Annotated in this window: 17 protein-coding genes and 1 other annotated feature; all 17 genes read right to left on the reverse strand. The window is 34.0% G+C overall.

What is annotated here, in order from left to right; genetic code table 11:
- Window positions 1–35 precede the first annotated feature (35 nt).
- The 17 genes from SPD48_RS09950 to mdh all read right to left on the reverse strand — a co-directional run bounded on the left by SPD48_RS09950 (window position 36) and on the right by mdh (window position 18,946).
- A complete protein-coding gene (locus SPD48_RS09950; RefSeq protein WP_336257945.1) occupies window positions 36–1,121 on the reverse strand; it encodes a M42 family metallopeptidase in 1,086 nt (361 codons plus the stop codon).
- 20 nt (window positions 1,122–1,141) lie between these two features.
- Window positions 1,142–1,627: a dUTP diphosphatase gene (locus SPD48_RS09955; protein ID WP_336257946.1), complete on the reverse strand. Its 486-nt coding sequence runs from the start codon at window positions 1,625–1,627 to the stop codon at window positions 1,142–1,144.
- Between the two features lie 384 nt (window positions 1,628–2,011).
- On the reverse strand, window positions 2,012–2,368 hold the full coding sequence (gene rplT / locus SPD48_RS09960; protein ID WP_336257947.1) for a 50S ribosomal protein L20: 357 nt from the start codon (window positions 2,366–2,368) through the stop codon (window positions 2,012–2,014).
- A gap of 48 nt (window positions 2,369–2,416) precedes the next feature.
- Complete coding sequence (rpmI, locus tag SPD48_RS09965; protein ID WP_336257948.1) at window positions 2,417–2,611, reverse strand: 50S ribosomal protein L35; 195 nt, start codon at window positions 2,609–2,611, stop codon at window positions 2,417–2,419.
- A gap of 39 nt (window positions 2,612–2,650) precedes the next feature.
- Window positions 2,651–3,154, reverse strand: coding sequence for a translation initiation factor IF-3 (gene infC / locus SPD48_RS09970; protein WP_336257949.1), 504 nt, complete (start codon window positions 3,152–3,154; stop codon window positions 2,651–2,653).
- 64 nt (window positions 3,155–3,218) lie between these two features.
- Window positions 3,219–3,347 (reverse strand) — a sequence feature (ribosomal protein L20 leader region).
- A 262-nt stretch (window positions 3,348–3,609) separates the two neighbouring features.
- Window positions 3,610–5,547: a threonine--tRNA ligase gene (gene thrS / locus SPD48_RS09975; RefSeq protein WP_336257950.1), complete on the reverse strand. Its 1,938-nt coding sequence runs from the start codon at window positions 5,545–5,547 to the stop codon at window positions 3,610–3,612.
- A gap of 357 nt (window positions 5,548–5,904) precedes the next feature.
- Window positions 5,905–6,741: a sporulation protein YtxC gene (ytxC, locus tag SPD48_RS09980; RefSeq protein WP_336257951.1), complete on the reverse strand. Its 837-nt coding sequence runs from the start codon at window positions 6,739–6,741 to the stop codon at window positions 5,905–5,907.
- 138 nt (window positions 6,742–6,879) lie between these two features.
- Complete coding sequence (gene dnaI / locus SPD48_RS09985) at window positions 6,880–7,809, reverse strand: primosomal protein DnaI (RefSeq protein ID WP_336257952.1); 930 nt, start codon at window positions 7,807–7,809, stop codon at window positions 6,880–6,882.
- A gap of 21 nt (window positions 7,810–7,830) precedes the next feature.
- Window positions 7,831–9,180, reverse strand: coding sequence for a replication initiation and membrane attachment family protein (locus tag SPD48_RS09990; RefSeq protein WP_336257953.1), 1,350 nt, complete (start codon window positions 9,178–9,180; stop codon window positions 7,831–7,833).
- Between the two features lie 20 nt (window positions 9,181–9,200).
- Window positions 9,201–9,665, reverse strand: coding sequence for a transcriptional regulator NrdR (nrdR, locus tag SPD48_RS09995; protein WP_336257954.1), 465 nt, complete (start codon window positions 9,663–9,665; stop codon window positions 9,201–9,203).
- Window positions 9,666–9,858: 193 nt separating this feature from the next.
- Window positions 9,859–10,902 (reverse strand): glyceraldehyde-3-phosphate dehydrogenase, encoded by a 1,044-nt coding sequence (locus SPD48_RS10000; RefSeq protein ID WP_336257955.1) that lies wholly within the window; start codon window positions 10,900–10,902, stop codon window positions 9,859–9,861.
- Between the two features lie 351 nt (window positions 10,903–11,253).
- Window positions 11,254–11,859, reverse strand: coding sequence for a dephospho-CoA kinase (gene coaE, locus SPD48_RS10005; protein WP_336257956.1), 606 nt, complete (start codon window positions 11,857–11,859; stop codon window positions 11,254–11,256).
- Between the two features lie 25 nt (window positions 11,860–11,884).
- Window positions 11,885–12,712: a DNA-formamidopyrimidine glycosylase gene (mutM, locus tag SPD48_RS10010; protein WP_336257957.1), complete on the reverse strand. Its 828-nt coding sequence runs from the start codon at window positions 12,710–12,712 to the stop codon at window positions 11,885–11,887.
- A gap of 15 nt (window positions 12,713–12,727) precedes the next feature.
- A complete protein-coding gene (gene polA / locus SPD48_RS10015; RefSeq protein ID WP_336257958.1) occupies window positions 12,728–15,364 on the reverse strand; it encodes a DNA polymerase I in 2,637 nt (878 codons plus the stop codon).
- A gap of 218 nt (window positions 15,365–15,582) precedes the next feature.
- Window positions 15,583–16,959, reverse strand: a complete 1,377-nt coding sequence (gene pnpS / locus SPD48_RS10020; protein WP_336257959.1) for a two-component system histidine kinase PnpS — start codon at window positions 16,957–16,959, stop codon at window positions 15,583–15,585.
- The gene (locus SPD48_RS10025; protein ID WP_336257960.1) at window positions 16,956–17,651 is read right to left on the reverse strand and encodes a response regulator transcription factor; all 696 of its coding nucleotides are present in this window, start codon (window positions 17,649–17,651) and stop codon (window positions 16,956–16,958) included. Before SPD48_RS10025 ends, pnpS begins: the two co-directional genes overlap by 4 nt.
- A gap of 356 nt (window positions 17,652–18,007) precedes the next feature.
- On the reverse strand, window positions 18,008–18,946 hold the full coding sequence (mdh, locus tag SPD48_RS10030; protein ID WP_336257961.1) for a malate dehydrogenase: 939 nt from the start codon (window positions 18,944–18,946) through the stop codon (window positions 18,008–18,010).
- Window positions 18,947–18,974 lie beyond the last annotated feature (28 nt).

Below are 18,974 nucleotides of genomic sequence, written 5' to 3' on the forward strand. Positions count from 1 at the left end.
TGTTGCTCTATAAACAAACGATGTTTTGATAAAATTTATGCTAATCGGATAGATTCTAGTTTCTTTTGATCTATTTTTTTAATAACCTCTACGATTAGTTTAACAGCATTTTCAAAGTCATCCCGATGAAGCATTGCAGCATGAGAATGGATATATCGAGTTGCAATCGTAATTGATAGTGCTGGAACACCGTCGGCGGTTAAATGAATTGCTCCCGAATCTGTGCCTCCGCCTGCCATCAATGAATATTGGAATGGAATCTCTTTTTCTTCCGCTGTTTCAATGACTAAATCACGTACACCTTTATGCGAAATCATGGAAGCATCATATAATATAATTTGTGGTCCTTTTCCGAGTTTACTGTCTGCATCTTTATCCGAAATACCTGGTGTGTCACCTGCTATTCCTACATCTACACCAAAAGCTATATCTGGTTTAATCAGATGGGCTGATGTTTTCGCTCCACGTAAACCTACTTCTTCTTGAATTGTTCCAACGCCGTAAACAATATTTGGATGTTCCTCATTTTGTAACTTTTTTAACACATCAATTGCAATTGCACAACCAATTCGGTTATCCCATGCTTTTGCTAATAGCATTTTTTCATTTTTCATCTGTGTGAACTCAAAATAAGGGACGACTGAATCACCCGGTCGGACACCAAATTTTTCTGCTTCTTCTTTACTAGAAGCACCAATATCGATAAACATATCTTTTATTTCTACTGGTTTCTTTCGTTCTTCTGCTGAAAGAATATGAGGTGGTTTGGAGCCTATAACTCCTGTTACATCTCCATCTTTTGTCATGATTGTGACTCGTTGGGCAAGCATTACTTGATTCCACCAACCGCCAATTGTTTGAAAATATACAAATCCATTTTTATCGATTCTTGTTACCATAAAACCTACTTCATCAAGATGTCCCGCTACCATTATTTTCGGTCCATTTTCTTGCCCGGCTTTTTTTGCAATGAGACTACCTAAATGATCTGTAAAAACTTCATCGGCATATGGTTTAATATATTTCTCCATGACGTCCCGAGCTTCTTTTTCATGTCCCGAAATTGCATTTGCATCTGTTAAATCTTTTAGCATGGTTAAAGTTGGATCCAAATTTGACATACGTATCAAGTCCTCCTCATTTAATAGCCTTGCTCCTGTCTCACATAGTTTATCTCATTTTTTTTATGATATGCTTCTTGGATATCCGCTTCTGTAAATCCCAATAAGTTAGCTAAGTGTAGATATTCCTTAAACATTTTCATATAGTTTTCTTTTGTTTGATTTTTATAAAATTCTAAGCAAGTTTGAAAAACATAGTTAAATTGCATTGTTTCTTTAGAATATGTAGTTGAGCACTCAATTTCGGAAAACTCAAATCCTTTATAAAGCCCAAGCGATAATAAAAAATGAATATTATCAACGTACTCCTCTAATATGATTGAGGCATCGGATTTGTCTTTTTTACTCCAAAATTTAAAACATCTTGTTTCATTTGCCAGCTCTCCCAGCTCAACAAGTAATGCTAAAAATCTTTCTTCAAATAGATCTTTCTCAGCAAGATGGTGATTTCGAAAAATATATTCGTCAAGATTTTTCTGCATAGAAAATAGTGTGTCCCATTTCACTGGATATTCCCCCTGTTCTATTCTCATTGTAACATTAAATTTGACAATTTATCTAACGATTTATATAGGAAAAGGAAGATTGATACGAAATAAATAGGAATATGTTAAATCCAAAACCTAAATTTACTTATCAAGTATAAAAAATCTAGTTTCTTCTTCAATTATTTTTCAAGCCTTCTAATCTTTATGACTGTTTGTCCTTATCTACTTCAGTATCATCAAATTTTATTTTTCGATCTAAATATAGTCAACGATTCTAAAAATACTTTTCATTTCAAATTTGTTTATGCAGAATAATTATCATAAAAGATAACTATAAAAAAGAGGATACAGTGCTCATCTAGTGAACACAATATCCTCTTATTAGTCAATTTGGCTTTTAAATTATTTAAGTGCTGTTTTTGCTTGATCAACAAGTGCTGTGAATGCTTTTTCGTCGTTAATAGCAAGATCCGAAAGCATTTTACGGTTGATATCAACTCCAGCAACTTTTAAACCATGCATTAATTTGCTGTAAGAAATATCATTTAAACGAGCAGCAGCATTAATACGTGCGATCCATAATTTACGGAATTCACGCTTTCTTTGTCTACGGTCACGGTAAGCATACTGACCTGATTTCATTACTTGCTGTTTAGCTGTTTTAAATAATTTATGTTTTGAACCATAATATCCTTTTGATAATTTCAACACACGTTTACGTCTTGCACGTGTAACTGTTCCACCTTTAACTCGTGGCATTGTCATTACCTCCTAAAGTACAAATCAAATTTTCTGTAGTTATTATTCTTATCTTGGTAGCATTTGGTCAATACGCTTTTGGTCGCCTTTTGATACCATTGCTGATTTACGTAATTTACGTTTCTGCTTTTGTGACTTATTAGCAAATAAGTGGCTTGTGTAGCCTTGAGCACGTTTTAGCTTACCAGAAGCTGTTCGTTTAAAACGTTTTTGTGTTCCTTTATGTGTTTTCATTTTTGCCATCGTTCTTGTTCCTCCCTCTATTACAATGAAACTAATGTTTTATTTGTCCGCTGTTGGTGCAAGCATCATAAACATTTGGCGACCTTCCATTTTTGCCTTTGATTCAACGGAAGCAATATCTTTTACTTCTTCAGCCAATCTGTCTAAAACTTCTTGTCCAAGTTCCTTATGAGTGATTGCACGTCCTCTGAATCGAACAGAAGCCTTTACCTTGTCACCATTTTCAATAAATTTACGAGCATTTCTTAATTTCGTATTAAAGTCATGATCACCAATTCCTGGTGAAAATCGTACTTCTTTTACATTAATAACACGCTGTTTTTTACGTGCTTCTTTGTCTTTCTTTTGTTGCTCATAACGATATTTACCGTAGTCCATAATTCGGCAAACTGGCGGTTTAGCTCCTGGAGCTACCAAAACTAAATCCAGATTTCTCGTCTGAGCAATTTTCAACGCTTCATCACGAGACTTGACTCCAAGTTGATCGCCATTCGCATCAATTAGACGTACTTCTCTTGCACGAATCGTTTCATTAACATTCATTTCCTTGCTAATATCTAGCCACCTCCGAAAATTTTTGATCCGCTATGACAAGATGCTGAGCTTTACAAAATAAAAAATGTGGGCACACGAATGCACCCACATGTCTCTCATATTGTAGAAAGATTTAAGTAACCAGCCAACTGCCTATCAAAAGCGTTAGTCAGGTGAGAAGCGGGTGCTCCTACTTGTCTTTAGATCATCATATAAATTATTCCATTTAACTACCATAGTTTATCATGCTGTAAACTAGTTGTCAAATTAAACGTGAATGTTTGAATCTAATTTATTATAAAGCACATAAAATCAAAATACAACTATATTCAAGATTTCGATTCGAGTAAAAAATAACTTTATTACTCAATGAATTAATGATTTCGTAGAGGAGCTTAAAATTGAATAAGACAAAACCGATAAACTAGCTATTTAGAAAAACTAATTTATCGGTCGTTCCTTCATTATTTATGTCCAGTTTTATCTGCGATCTCTTTTTCAATAACTTCTAAAAACGTATTAAGTGGTACAGATTCACTCTTTTTCTCACCGTATCTTCGAACATTTACACTATTAGCCTCAATTTCCTTGTCACCGATAACTAAGGCAAATGGGATTTTCTTTGTTTGAGCTTCTCGAATTTTATACCCTATTTTTTCATCACGCACATCTACTTCTACTCTAACCCCATTTTGTTGTAATTTATCGGCTACCTCATTTGCATAGTCTAAATGCACAGTTGGAGATACTGGAATAACTTGTACTTGTACTGGTGCTAACCAAGTTGGAAATGCTCCCTTATACTCTTCGATTAAATATGCAACAAACCGTTCCATCGTAGAAACTACTCCGCGGTGAATGACAACCGGACGATGGTGTTTTCCATCTTCTCCAATATAAGATAAATCAAATCGGTCTGCAACCTGGTAGTCAAGCTGCACAGTGGATAACGTTTCATCATGACCAAGTGCAGTTTTTACCTGTACATCAAGCTTAGGACCATAAAATGCCGCTTCTCCGATCGCTTCTACATATGGGAGATCAAGCTCATCCATTGTTTCTTTTAAAACAGCTTGAGCAGTTTCCCACATCTCGTCATTATCAATATATTTTTCTTTATCTTCTGGGTCCCGATAAGAAAGCCTGAAATAATAATCTTCAATCGCAAAGTCTTTATACACATGCTCAATCAATTTTACAACTCGGATAAATTCATCTTTTAATTGATCTGGACGGCAGAAAATATGGGCATCGTTCAATGTCATTCCACGAACACGTTGCAAACCAGCAAGCGCTCCGGACATCTCGTATCGATGCATCATCCCCAATTCAGCTATACGAACCGGTAAGTTTCGATAACTGTACAGTTGATTTTTATAAACCATCATATGATGTGGACAGTTCATTGGACGTAAAAACAGTTCTTCATTATCCATCTTCATAACCGGAAACATGTCATCTTGATAGTGATCGTAATGTCCGCTTGTTTTATATAATTCAGCACTCCCAAGTACTGGTGTATACACATGGTTATAACCAAGCTTTTCTTCTAAATCAACAATATAGCGCTCAATAATTCGACGTATTGTCGCTCCGCTCGGAAGCCAAATTGGTAATCCTTGCCCTACTTTTTGAGAAACAGTAAAGAGTTCCAATTCTTTTCCTAAACGTCGATGATCTCTTTCCTTTCTTTCTTCAAGAATTCGTAAATAATCCTTTAACTCTGATTCTTTCTCAAAAGCAGTTCCATAAATTCGTTGTAATTGCTTGTTTTTACTGTCTCCACGCCAGTAAGCACCGGAAATACTTAATAATTTGAATGCTTTAATTTTACTTGTTGAAGGGACATGGACGCCTCGACAAAGGTCAAAAAATTCACCTTGTGTATAAATAGTAATCGGCTCACCTTCAGGGATATCGTCAATTAATTCAATTTTTAAATCGTCACCAATTTCGTTAAACATTTCTTTTGCTTTTTCTCGAGATACTTCAGTTCGAACAATATCCAAATTCTCATCAATAATCCGTTGCATTTCTTTTTCAATTTTAGGTAAATCCTCTGGAGTAATTGACTCTTCCATGTCAATATCGTAATAAAAGCCTTCTTCAATTACCGGTCCCACACCAAATTTTACATTTTTATACAGTCGTTTAATTGCTTGCGCCAATGTATGTGCAGTTGAATGACGCATGATGTCAATACCTTCTTTATCCTTATAAGTAATAATTTCCAAGTCTCCACCATCTTCAAGTGGGCGTCGAAGATCTAATACATTGCCATTTAATTTAATTGCTAGTGCTTGTCTTCTTAAGCCAGGAGAAATGGACTGAGCGATGTCTTCGCCTAAAATTCCTTTTTCAAACTCTTTTTGATTCCCATCTGGGAAAGTTATCATAATCATACGAACACTCCTATATATATTTTTTTCCAAATTAAAAAACACTCATCCCTATACTAAAGGGACGAGTGTTAGCACGCGTGGTTCCACCCTCATTTTCGATTTCTTAAACGCTATTATTGCGTTTATAAATACACTAAAATGATTCGACTTCATTGTTCCTTAACGCGGATAGTCGCTACAATATACTATTATTTCCATCGTAGAGTTCTAAGGTGGTAATTATTTGAGCAAATATTAGAAGCTTTCAGCCATTGACTTCTTTCTCTTTCTATCGCTTAGTAAATAATTATGTCCTTTTCATCACTTTACCTATTATTTTGTAAAATACATTATAACAAGATTTATGTATAATGGCAATTAATTAACATGTGAACGAAATGGGAATTGTTCTTTCGGAAAAAAAGTAACTCTTTCTTGAAAAATATTAATCAATGCTAATGTTTTGGCCTCTGCAGGATGGTCTCCATAAATGAATATTTTCTCTGGCATCAAAGCAATTACAGGGGATAAATTCATCTCGTTTTTATCTAAACCTAATATATAGAGAGGTTCATTATGCAAAAGCGTTTTTAATTCAAACCTACTATACTGGTCTCCATTCGATTTATAAAAAGAAAAATTTTTCCCTTGGATAATATGTAATTCTTTTGATTTTGATTGTTGTCTCTTAGTAAAATCACGAATTGACTGAATAAAATTTTGATGTTCTTCTTCCCGCTTTAATTCATCGATACCGTATCCTACCGCTTCTTTCAATTTTTCATGAAATGGTTGTGCACTAAAGGTGATCAATGAATCAAAATGTATCGGATAATTTTGTTCTACATTTTGTTTTAGAATGGAATATAAATAATCGCCATAATGTATTTCTTCCTCAAACAATTTTACCTGGTAATGTTTTTCAAAAATAATCCAATTGGTTAAATGACAAATTCGTTCAATCTCCTCCTGATCTGAATAATGATATTTTTCACGTGCAATTTGTTTTAGTATCTTATTTAAATGCACATACGTAAATACTTCTACTAAACAGGAAATAACTGTATCCATTGAAACTCGGTCATCTTGAATTCGTAATTCATTTCCCCAATAAGGATCTTTTTTCCATTGAATGTGAATTTCATCTTGCAATTGATATAACTTTTCACAAAAATAAATTACCTCTTTCTCATTGCGAAAATATATGACTTTCAACCTCTACCACATCCTCATCCTTTGCTCCGTAGTACATTATATGGACAAGGTACATAAAAAATGAATGAGAAAACTTCTTATCTTCGAAGCAAAAAAGATAAAAAAAACTCTTACCTGATTGTTATACCAGATAAGAGCTTATTCTCTACGATTTTTACCATCTATTCTTAACTCATGACTTACTTGTTTAATTCTCTCTATTATTCTACCGGCCTTTACTTCTTCAACCCCATTTTTAGTCGATGTCGCTAGAATTTGCTCTAATTGTACCATTGTATAATTCGATGTAAAAAAAACAGGTAATCTTTCCATCATCCGGAATTGTAAAATCGAGCCAAGCACTTCATCACGAAACCATGCCGATAACGTCTCTGCACCAATATCATCTAGCATTAATACATCAGCATGCTTAAACATATTTATTTTTTCTTGAACTGTATTATCTTTTATAGCTTCGCGCATTTCTCGCACAAATTCTGGCATATAAATAAGTGTAGACGATATATTAAACTTCTGTAACTCATTCGCTATTGCACCTAGTAAGTAAGTTTTCCCCACTCCAAATGGTCCTGTTAAAAACAATCCCTTCTGTGGTATTTCATCTCTGGCCTTATCAATAAAGGCATCGGCAGCTCTAACCGCTTGTGCTCGATGAGGATCTGGAAAAACATTCGCCATATGTGCTTGTAATATTTCTTTTGGCATATACATACTTTTGATTAAATTTTGTTTTTCTGCCATTCTTTCATATTCGATATGGGAAGGGCATTTCTCATAAGAAATATGAATTTCTCCATTCAAAAACTCTAAGTTTGGTGAATACCCCTTCACGATATTTGTACATGTTTCATAATTTTTACATGTTGAACAATGAATAGATTGTGATATATATTCGTACAATTTATTTAAACGTTTATCAATCTCATTATCGGTAATGCCTGAGTTTTCCTCTAAAAAGTTCACAATATTAGGATGGCTCAATATTTCTCTTTTCATCGCTTCATGTCGCTGTTTAAAACTTTCATTATCATTAATCCATCTCTTTAACGACGTTTGGATCGGCTTCATTGGTATCATCCCTTTGGAACATTAATTATTTTCTGATGCATACTTTTGCAATAAAGTTACCATTTCTTCTTTTTCACGTTCTTGCTCTTTTGTTAAAAGATCTTCTGGCGCATTCTTACTTTGCTTCTTTCTTTCTTTAAACCAATCTGGTATGATTTCATTCGATTGCTTCCTCGGTCGGTAATTTTGGCGTGGGGTTCCTTTTGACTCCCCTTGCTGTTGGATAAAGTCCATTGCCTCTTTTGCAGTTGTAAACTTTTTACGTGACCAATTGCTTGCTATCTTCTCCGTATACCCTTGTGGTAATTTCATATCCGAGCGCAGCATAACATAATGAATTAACACGTTCATCACAGGAATTGGCAATCCTTGACTAACCATTAAATCACTTATAAATTTTAAGTCTTGCTCAGAGGCATTATTTCCACTTGATAAATCTTCAAGGAGTTCTTTCGGTGAGATAGACTCAAATCGCTCAATAAGTTTCTCCGTTTTTGTTAACGATGATGATTTTTCGGATTGATGCAAATTCTGTTGTGGTGTTTGTTTAACAGATAACTGTATATCATTTACATTATTTTTTGTTCGAAAGACGTCCAGACAAATGGCTTTAAATTGTTCAATATCTAATCTATTTTCTTCATTGAGAGCCCACTCAACAGATTTTTCAATTTCATAAGACTCTAAATTGTATAATTGGACAAGTTGTGAAATAATTCGCTTGTTCGTTTCAGTTAATACTTTTTCCGCGGGTATCATTTTCCTCTTTAAAGACTGTTTAAGTATGCCAAAATCCATTTGCTGGATTGGTACTTTCGGTGAGTGTTCTTTATATGTTGGTGAACTTAAAGCATTATTACTGGGCTTAAACGTTTGAAACACGTCATGAAACGCAGCAGTAATATTTGTTCCGACAGGTTGTTTGTTTAAATCAGTATAATGGCTTTTTAGTGTAACAAACTTCGATTCACCGATATGTCGATACAATAATTCCGATAACATCATATCTTGAAAAAATGAAGGTGGACTAAATGGCGGTTGGATGACATATGTATAAATTGTTTTTTCTTCCGTTTCATTTTTATACACTTTTAATAACCCAATTCCTTCAAGTTTTAACCTTGCCTCATAGATCCGATCTAAAGATAAATTTAAATAATTCATTAATGTATGATGTGTTTGTAATTGACTCTCCGATTGAATAGCTATCTCATGAAGGAGAAGTTGATATAAGCTAATCGCTTCTATCCCAAGTAATGGCTGGTATAAGTGCGTTAATGACTGGATATAATCAGTCGGTAAACTGTTTATTAGCTGAACTCTATATCCATCAACAGGTAAGACTTTTCCTAGATGATGCACTATATTCACCTATCCTTTCTCCTCTTATATTACGAGCGTTTTTTTGATTGTAATATTTCTTTTAATTCATCAAGAAAAACATTTATATTTTCAAATTGACGATAAACAGAAGCGAAACGAACATACGCAACATCATCTATTTCTGATAAGCGATCAAGTACCATTTCGCCAATATGTTGACTATTGACCTCTGGTAATTCGGAGTTACGTATTTCCTGTTCAACTTCTAAAGCAATTTTTTCAATTTCTTCAATTGTTACAGGCCGTTTTTCACAGGCTCTCATTAACCCTCGAATTAATTTATCCCGATTAAACTCCTGTCTTGTCCCATCTTTTTTCACAATAATTAATGGTGTTTCTTCTTTACGTTCAAACGTGCGAAAGCGAAACCCACATCGTTCACATTCACGTCTTCTCCTAATTGCATCTCCATCTTCAAAAGGTCTTGAATCTAGAACACGGGAATGTTTATAGTTACATTTTGGACATTTCATCACTTTCAACCCCATTCATCTTTCCATATCCAACTTCCTTAACGTTCATATATATATATTATTATATATTATCATGTTTTAAGCTATTTCCATAATGATTGTGAAAATTATGTTGAAAGATCAACTCATTATAGCAAAATGAAGAAGAAAAAAGTTGTCCAATGAACTAGACAACTTTTTAATAGTTTATTTTTTATGATATTTTGACTTTTTTACTATCTGAACTTTGATATAAAGCTTTCCCAACAAAATTTGTTAAATCAACTACTCTTGCTGAATAACCCCACTCATTATCATACCAAGCTAACACTTTAATTTTACGATCTTCCATTACAATCGTAGATAAGCCATCAATAATTGCGGAATAGTCTGTTGTTGCATAATCAATCGAAACTAATGGTTCCTCACTATATTTAATAATACCTTTCATTTCTTCTTTCGCGGCTTTTGCAAATACATTATTAACTTCTTCTATCATTACGTCTTTTTCCACATCGACAACTAAATCAACTAATGAAACATTAGGAGTTGGAACTCGAAGGGCCATTCCATGTAGTTTACCATTCAAATGTGGCAATACTTCTCCCAATGCCTTTGCTGCTCCAGTTGATGTAGGAATAATGGATTGACCACATGCCCGCGCTCGGCGTAAATCTTTATGAGGATTATCTAATGTTACTTGATCCGTTGTATAGGCGTGTACTGTTGTCATAAGTCCATTTACGATATTAAAATGTTCATCTAATACTTTAACAACAGGAGCTAAACAATTTGTTGTACAAGAAGCATTTGAGATTACATCATCTGTTTCAGGATTATAAGTAGAATCGTTAACTCCCATTACGATTGTATTATCTACATCTGTTCCAGGAGCTGTGATGATAACCTTTTTAGCACCAGCTTGTAAATGACGGCTTGCTCCTTCTCTTGTGTTAAATTTACCTGTTGCTTCAATCACAATATCAATATCATTTTCATACCAAGGTAATTTTTCTGGTTCACGTGAATTAACATGTAAAACTTTTTGACCGTTAATTTCAAATCCGTCCTCTAAAATTTGTATGTCATAATCAAAAATACCGTGAACACTATCATATTTGATTAAATGAGCTAACGTTTCTTCAGGATAACTCGCGTTTATCGCTACTACTTCAATGTTTTCATCTAAAATTGCTTGACGAAATACCATTCGTCCAATTCTTCCAAATCCATTAATGGCAATACGAGTTTTACTCATTTCATGGCCTCCCAATATATGCTACACTTATTCATTCCTTTTTCATAATTAGTATAACACATTAACTTTAAAATGTGCCACTAAATGTGAAAGAATTATTAATTTTAATCATCTTGTGTATATAATATTTTTTGCAAAATGTGATTTATATATAACATTTATGTAGTTCCAATGTTTGTAAACAAAATAAAAAGAACAGCTAGATTAATTTTAAAATCTAACTGTTCTCTATGCATTCGTAACATGCTACCAAGTTTGGCTACAACCTAAGATGGGTGCAAGATAAATTATGATGACACCGTTTTTTATACACTGATTAAGGTAATGGATGAGGTAATTTTTCAATTACCCTTAACTTAATATAATACCCCACTGCTTTAATATATCTTCTAGTTGTTTGTATGATTCTTCTTTAGAGCCGTTGTTATCGATTACTGCATCGGCTTTATTCACCTTATCTGCAACGGGGATTTGCGAATTAATTCTGCTCCTTGCCTCTTCTTCTGTACTATTATCTCGAGATATAATCCGCTTCACTTGTACTTCAGGCTCTACAAAAACAACGATCACTTTATCAACATAATGAGTTAAACCACTTTCGTATAAAAGAGGGATATCTAAAACAACACATAGTTCACCTTGTTGAACATATTCATCCCGTTGTTTAAGCATCTCTTTTCTAATAGCAGGATGAATAATTGCATTTAATTTTTTTCTCTTTTCTTGATCATTAAAAACAATATTTCCTAACGCTTTCCGATCCAGTGTGTCATCATCGTGCAATATATCCTCGCCAAAGGTCTCAACTATTTTGGTATATGCCTTTTGTCCCGGCTCAACAACTTCTCTAGCGATTAGATCTGCATCTACAACAGGTATATTCAATTTGCGAAACTGATTTGAGATCAAACTTTTTCCAGTTCCGATACTTCCTGTTAGTCCAATAATTAATGTCATCGAAAGAAACTCCTTTTTGTTCTTACTATTTCGGCTGGCAGGACGGGCAAACATGGGTTCCTCTACCAGCAACTTTCAACTTAATTATTTCCTCACCACATTGCTTGCAAGCTTTCTTTTCTTGACCATATACGAATAATTCCTGTTGAAACATTCCCATTTCTCCTTGACCATTTACATAGGAACGAATAGTTGTGCCACCTTGCTTAACAGCTTCTTTCAATACAATTCGAGCGTTTTTCCATACTAGCTCGGCCTCTTTTTCAGAGAGATCTTTCGCCCTTTTTTCCGGATGCACACGTGATAAAAATAAGACTTCATCAACATAAATATTTCCGAGTCCTGCCACAATAGTCTGATCAAGAAGTGTAGCTTTAATATTTCGTGAAGTTTTTCCAAACCGTTCAGCAATATAATCTAGCGTATATTCTGATTGAAAAGGATCTGGTCCTAAATGATCTAAAGGTCGATCTGTAAACTCCTCTCCAATTGGAAAAACATGCATCGTACCAAATTTTCGAACATCGTTATATCGGAGATCCGTCCCATCTGTAAAGTGAAAAATAACATGTGTATGCTTTGTAACCGGTTCGGCTGACTCGGCAAGTCGATATTTTCCTTCCATCCGCAAATGGGAGACAAGGACATAATGATCTAGATAAAATAAAAGGAATTTTCCTCGTCGATCAATTTTTTTAATCGATTCCCCTAACAATATTTGTTTAAAATGGCCTGTATCATCCGGATGTTTAATTATTTTCGCCCAATTTATCGTGATATTTTCTATCTTTTTATTTAAAACAAGTTGTTCTAATGTTTTTCTTATCGTTTCAACCTCAGGTAATTCAGGCATTTACTTTCCTTCTTTCTATTTTGCATCGAACCAGCTCTCGCCAAATGAGTAATCAACCTTTAATGGTACATCTAACAAGACCGTATTCTCCATCACTTCAGGTACAATTTTGGATAGTTGTTCGATTTCTTCTTTTGGTGCTTCTAAAATCAGTTCATCATGCACCTGCATAAGCATTCTCGCCTGCAAGTTTTCTTTTTTAAGTCTGCTGTCCAAGTCAATCATTGCTTTTTTAATTATGTCTGCAGCACTTCCTTGAATAGGAGTATTCATCGCAGTTCTTTCAGCAAAACTTCTAAGGTTAAAGTTTCGACTAGTGATTTCTGGTAAATACCTTCTTCGCTTCATTAGAGTGGAAACATACCCATTATGTTTCGCCTCTTGAACGATGTCTTCCATATACTGTTTTACTTCTGGATAAACAGAAAAATACTTATCTATAAAAGTCTTTGCTTCTTTTCTAGTTATTTGCAAGTTTTGAGATAATCCATAATCACTAATTCCGTAAACAATACCGAAATTAACAGCTTTTGCTTGGCGTCTCATATTTGAATCGACTTCAGATTCACTTACATGAAATACATCCATTGCTGTCTGTGTATGAATATCCTTATCTTCCTGGAAAGCTTCCACTAACTTTTTATCACCGGAAATATGGGCTAGTACACGCAATTCAATTTGTGAATAATCCGCCGCAAACATGACCCATCCTTGTTCAGAGGGGATAAAGGCCTGTCTAATTTTTCGCCCTTCTTCCAGCCGGATCGGGATGTTTTGCAAATTAGGTTCTGTAGAACTGAGACGCCCAGTTTGAGTTAATGCCTGATTAAACCGAGTATGGATTTTATGAGTATCTTTTCGTACTACTTTTAGCAGTCCATCAACATACGTTGACTGTAGTTTCTTTAACTGACGATATAAAAGTAATTTCGGGATCATCTCATGCTCTGGTTCCAGCTTCTCTAATACATCTGCAGCAGTTGAATATCCTGTTTTCGTCTTTTTAATGACAGGTAATTTTAACTTCTCAAATAAAATTACTGCCAATTGTTTAGGAGAATTAATATTAAATTTTTCACCAGCTAAATCATGAATATCGGACTCAATCGTATCTAGACGATCTGTTAACTCTTTCCCCATCTCTTTCAAACGATCTATATCAACTTTTACCCCAAAATATTCTATCTCAGCTAAGATAGTAGCCAACGGAAGTTCCAATTCATTAAATAATTCTAATTGCTCATTATTAATTAATTCTTTCATAAATCGGTCTTTTAACGTATATATAATATGCGTCTTCCTGGCAACATGTTCACTAACTTTCTCAAACTCTGGGACTTTACGTTTTGCACCTTTTCCATAAACTTCTTCATCTAGAAATACATTCTTCTCTCCTAAACGACGTCCGATTGCCGTAATTTCTTCATTATTATCAGAAGGATTTAATAAATACGACGCTAACTGCAAATCAAACGTTATCCCCTCTAATTTAATTCCACGATGAAGTAATGCAACTTTTACTCCTTTTGCATCAAACACATATTTTTCTTTTGATTGATCCTGAAGCCAATTTTTAAATACTTCTGACGTTAAGGCTTGTTCCGTTTTAATAGCATAATTACCATTTTCATTTACAATTCCAATTGCTTCAATATTTGCTTCATGATAATTATCTGTGATCATTTCAACGTGTAAAGCATCTTTTCCAGTAAAAAGATCCTCAGTTATTTCATCCACTATTTGATAATCGAACGTTTCTAATTCAACTACTACTTCCTCGTCACTTTTCTCTCCATGAAGACGATCTAATAAAGAGCGGAATTCTAATTCTGAAAACAATTCATAAATATTTTTATATTCGTAGCCTTTATAACCTAACTCTTCCAAAGATATGGTAAGTGGTGAATCTAGATCGATCGTTGCCAGTTCACGGCTTAAAAATGCATCTTCTTTATGATTTTGTAAATTCTCTTTCAGCTTTTTCCCACTTATTTCTTCTAAATTTTCATAAATAGTATCTAATGTTTTATACTGTTTCAATAGTTTTGTTGCTGTTTTTATACCGACTCCCGGAACTCCAGGTATATTATCTGAGCTGTCTCCCATTAATGCCTTTAGATCAATAATTTGGTTCGAAGATAATTCCATTTTTTCTAACATCTTCTCCGGTGTATAGGATTCAACTTCACTAACCCCTTTTTTTGTTAAATCGACAGTGACATGATCTGAAACAAGTTGAAGTAAATCCTGATCACCAGAAATAACTTTAACTTCAAAACCCTCTTTTTCCCCAATTCCTGCAAGTGTTCCTATAATATCATCTGCTTCATACATCTCTAGTTCGTAATGAGGTATTTGAAATGCATTTAATAATTCCCTTGACAATGGAAATTGTTCTGATAATTCTGGAGGTGTTTTTTGTCTGCCACCTTTATATTCTTTATAAGTCGAATGTCTAAATGTTGTCTTTCCCGCATCAAAAGCAACAAGCATATGGCTTGGTTTTTCATTTTCTAAAATATTCAATAAAATATTTGTAAATCCATAAACTGCATTGGTAAATATCCCTTTATCATTATGAAGTAAAGGAAGTGCATAAAAAGCACGATACAAAATACTATTACCATCAATTAACACTAATTTTTTTGACATGTAACTGCCTCCTCATATCATTCCTCTTTATTATATAGATTGTTCTTACTGGTTGGCAAGTCGACAGATTAAACGGTATGTATAACCAAGAGTAAACATCATCATTATGAGAAAAATGATGGTATGAAGACAAAATAACGAATCCTTAAATTTTTCCATTAAAAAAACTCAGAAATAAATCTGAGCTTTTCTGCTTACTATTCTTATACATCGTGATTTTATTGTTGACTTTCTTTAGGAATATAAACGGAAAATGTTGTTCCTTTTCCTAATTCACTCTCCACTTTGATTTCTCCATAATGTACTTCAACTATATGCTTAACTATCGCAAGACCTAATCCAGTTCCACCAGTATCCCTGCTTCTATCTTTGTCTACGCGATAAAATCGTTCAAATATACGTGGTAAAGCTTCTTTACCAATACCTATTCCCGTATCTTTTACTTGGATGCAAACATTATCACCGCTATCTTTTACTTTCAAGAAGATTGAGCCTTTTTCAGGTGTATAACTAATAGCATTTGTTAATAAATTTAGTAAAATCTGTTTGATTTTCTCTTCATCTGCTTCAAAAATCAATTCTTCATCTGCATCAACATGAACTTCTATTTCTTTCTTCTCTGCTTGTTGTTTAATAAGTGGAAAAATATCCTCTAACATAAATCCAACTTCAACAGGATTCAAATTAATATCCGATTCATCTTTCTCCAAATTTGAAAGTATGAGTAAGTCATCAATCAATAGCTGAATTCGTTTACTTTCGTCATAGATAATATTTAAAAATTGTTCTCTTGCTTCTGGTTCTTCTGCTGCACCATCTAACAATGTTTCGGCAAATCCTTTAATTGAGGTGATTGGTGTCTTTAATTCATGTGAAACATTGGCAACAAAGTCTTTTCTCATTACTTCTAATAACTTAAATTCAGTAATATCATAAATAACGAGTACCGCTCCTTTTAACATATTTCGCTCATTGAAAATTGGAGCACCAACAATTTCTAAATACGTTCTTTCTTCATTTTCAGAGATAGAGAATAAATGTTTCACATGTTTCTCATATAAAAACGTTTCCTGTACCGTATGATGTATTTGCTCATTTTCAAGAACATCGTAATACAAATAACCGATATAATCTTGGGGTGTTTTTCCAAACATGGATATAAACTTTCTATTTACTACATGAATATATCCTTTCTCATCGATCAGAACGAGCCCACTCTCCGAATTTTCAATTACAGTTGACAGTTGTTCCGCTTGAATTTGTTCTTGAATCGTTAATTCACTTAAATTACGTGCAAGTGAATTAATCTTCGTACTTAACTCACCAATTGATCCGTTCATCTGTTGATGGATTCTAGCATGATAATTCCCTTGTAAAAGCTTGTCCATCGTTTCTGAAGCTTTATCAATTGGTTTCACGTATTTTTCAAAGAAATGAAATAACGCTAATATCAAAATAATAAACTCAATTACTAAAACCGCGAGAAGGACATATAAGTTTGTTACTGTTGTGTACAAAATTGCTCCTGAAAGGATCAATATAAAAAACAATAATAATGAATAGCCTATTAGATTTTTAGAAAGCATATTTTTCATGAAGGGTCCTCCAGTTTATATCCAAACCCACGGACCGTTTTAATATATTTTGGATTCTTTGTATCCTCTTCAATTTTGTCACGCAAATGGCTTACTTGTACATCAACTATTCGAGTATCTCCAATAAAGTCATATTCCCAGACGGTATTTAATAATTGTTCTCTTGATAATATTTGTCCTTCATGCTTGAGTAAATAAACGAGTAATTCAAATTCTTTTCTCGTTAACTCCATTAATTCGCCTTTAAAATAAGCCTCATAACGCTCTGGATTAACCTCAATCTCCCCTACTTTTAAAATAAGGGCTGTAGTATTATTTGTTTGTATTTCAGTTCTTCGTAAAATTGCATTTATTCTAGCGATCAATTCTTTTGGACTGAATGGTTTCGTTAAATAATCATCTGCCCCCATCTCAAGCCCATAAATTTTATCGTACTCATTATCTTTTGCTGTTAACATAAGAATTGGAATATAATTATTATTTTTACGAATCGTTTTACATACTTCCATTCCATCCATTTTTGGAAGCATAAGATCCAATACAATCAAATCATAATTTTCTTTCTCTGTTTGTTCGATTGCTTCTTCTCCATTGTAAGCTACTTCTGTTTGAAAACCTGCCTTTTCTAGATTGTATTTTATTAACGTTACAATAGACGGTTCATCTTCCACTATTAAGATTCTTCGTTCCACAAGATACCCTCTCTTCTATAAAAATAGGTGTCTACCCCTATTCTACAATGAAGTCCATTAAAAGTGAAAAGGTTTTGAACGAATTAACATGAAATTTACAATTGCATTTTAGTCTAGATAAACTCTATAGAGGTGGTCGCTTTACGTGGGCGAGTAAATACCAAAAAAGAGAATAGAATATGCGTGTATTTTTTGTCTATTTTAACAGAGACTTTAAACCCGGAGTACAGTAAGGGAGACCACCACATTCAGTATAGAATCAAACTTCTACTTCATTTTATACAGTAAACATATATAATTATGAAAAAGCCTTCTTCGGAGTTCATCCAAAGAAGGCTTATCATTATTCATTCAAATTATTTTAATACTTCCATTACACTTTTAACAGTTTGTACAGACTTATCTAATTCCGCTTTCTCATTATCTGTTAATTCGAGCTCGATCACTTCTTCTATACCTTTACCACCTAATATGACAGGCACCCCAAGATATAGATCATTATAACCGTATTCACCTTCTAAATATGCGATTGCAGGTAAAACACGTCGTTGATCTTTAAGAATAGCTTCTGCCATTTCTGTTAAAGCTGCAGCAGGAGCATAATAAGCACTACCATTTCCTAGTAGTTCGACGATTTCTCCGCCGCCTTTTCTTGTCCGCTCAACAATTGCATCTAAACGATCTTTCGGAATTAAATTTTCTAAAGGAATTCCTCCAGCATAAGAATAACGAATAAGTGGGACCATATCATCTCCATGGCCACCTAATACAAACCCAGTGATATCTTTTACTGAAAGATTCAATTCTTGCGCAACAAATGCTCGGAATCTTGCTGTATCTAATATTCCCGACTGACCAATGACACGCTCCTTAGGAAAACCTGTTTCTCTAAAGATTGTGTATGTCATTGCATCAACAGGGTTAGATAATACAACAATAAATGTTTCCGGGGCATACTTTTTTATTTCTTGTGCGACTGATTTCATAATACTAGCATTCGTATTGACTAAGTCGTCACGGCTCATGCCTGGCTTACGAGCTATACCAGCAGTGACAATAACTAAATCAGAGTCCTTAATGTTTGCATAATCTGATGTACCAATAATATTCGCATCAAAACCTTGGACTGGGCTAGCTTCAAGCATATCTAACGCTTTCCCTTGTGTCGGTTTTTCCATTTTTGGAATATCAACTAATACTACATCACCAAGTTCTTTTTGTGCGACCATTAGCGCCGTAGTTGCGCCTGTAAATCCAGAACCTACAATTGAGATCTTTCTTCGTTTTATAACCATTAGAAAATCCCCATTTCTTTTAAACACG

Source organism: Pseudogracilibacillus sp. SE30717A, from assembly GCF_037071985.1.
Classification (GTDB): domain Bacteria; phylum Bacillota; class Bacilli; order Bacillales; family Amphibacillaceae; genus Pseudogracilibacillus.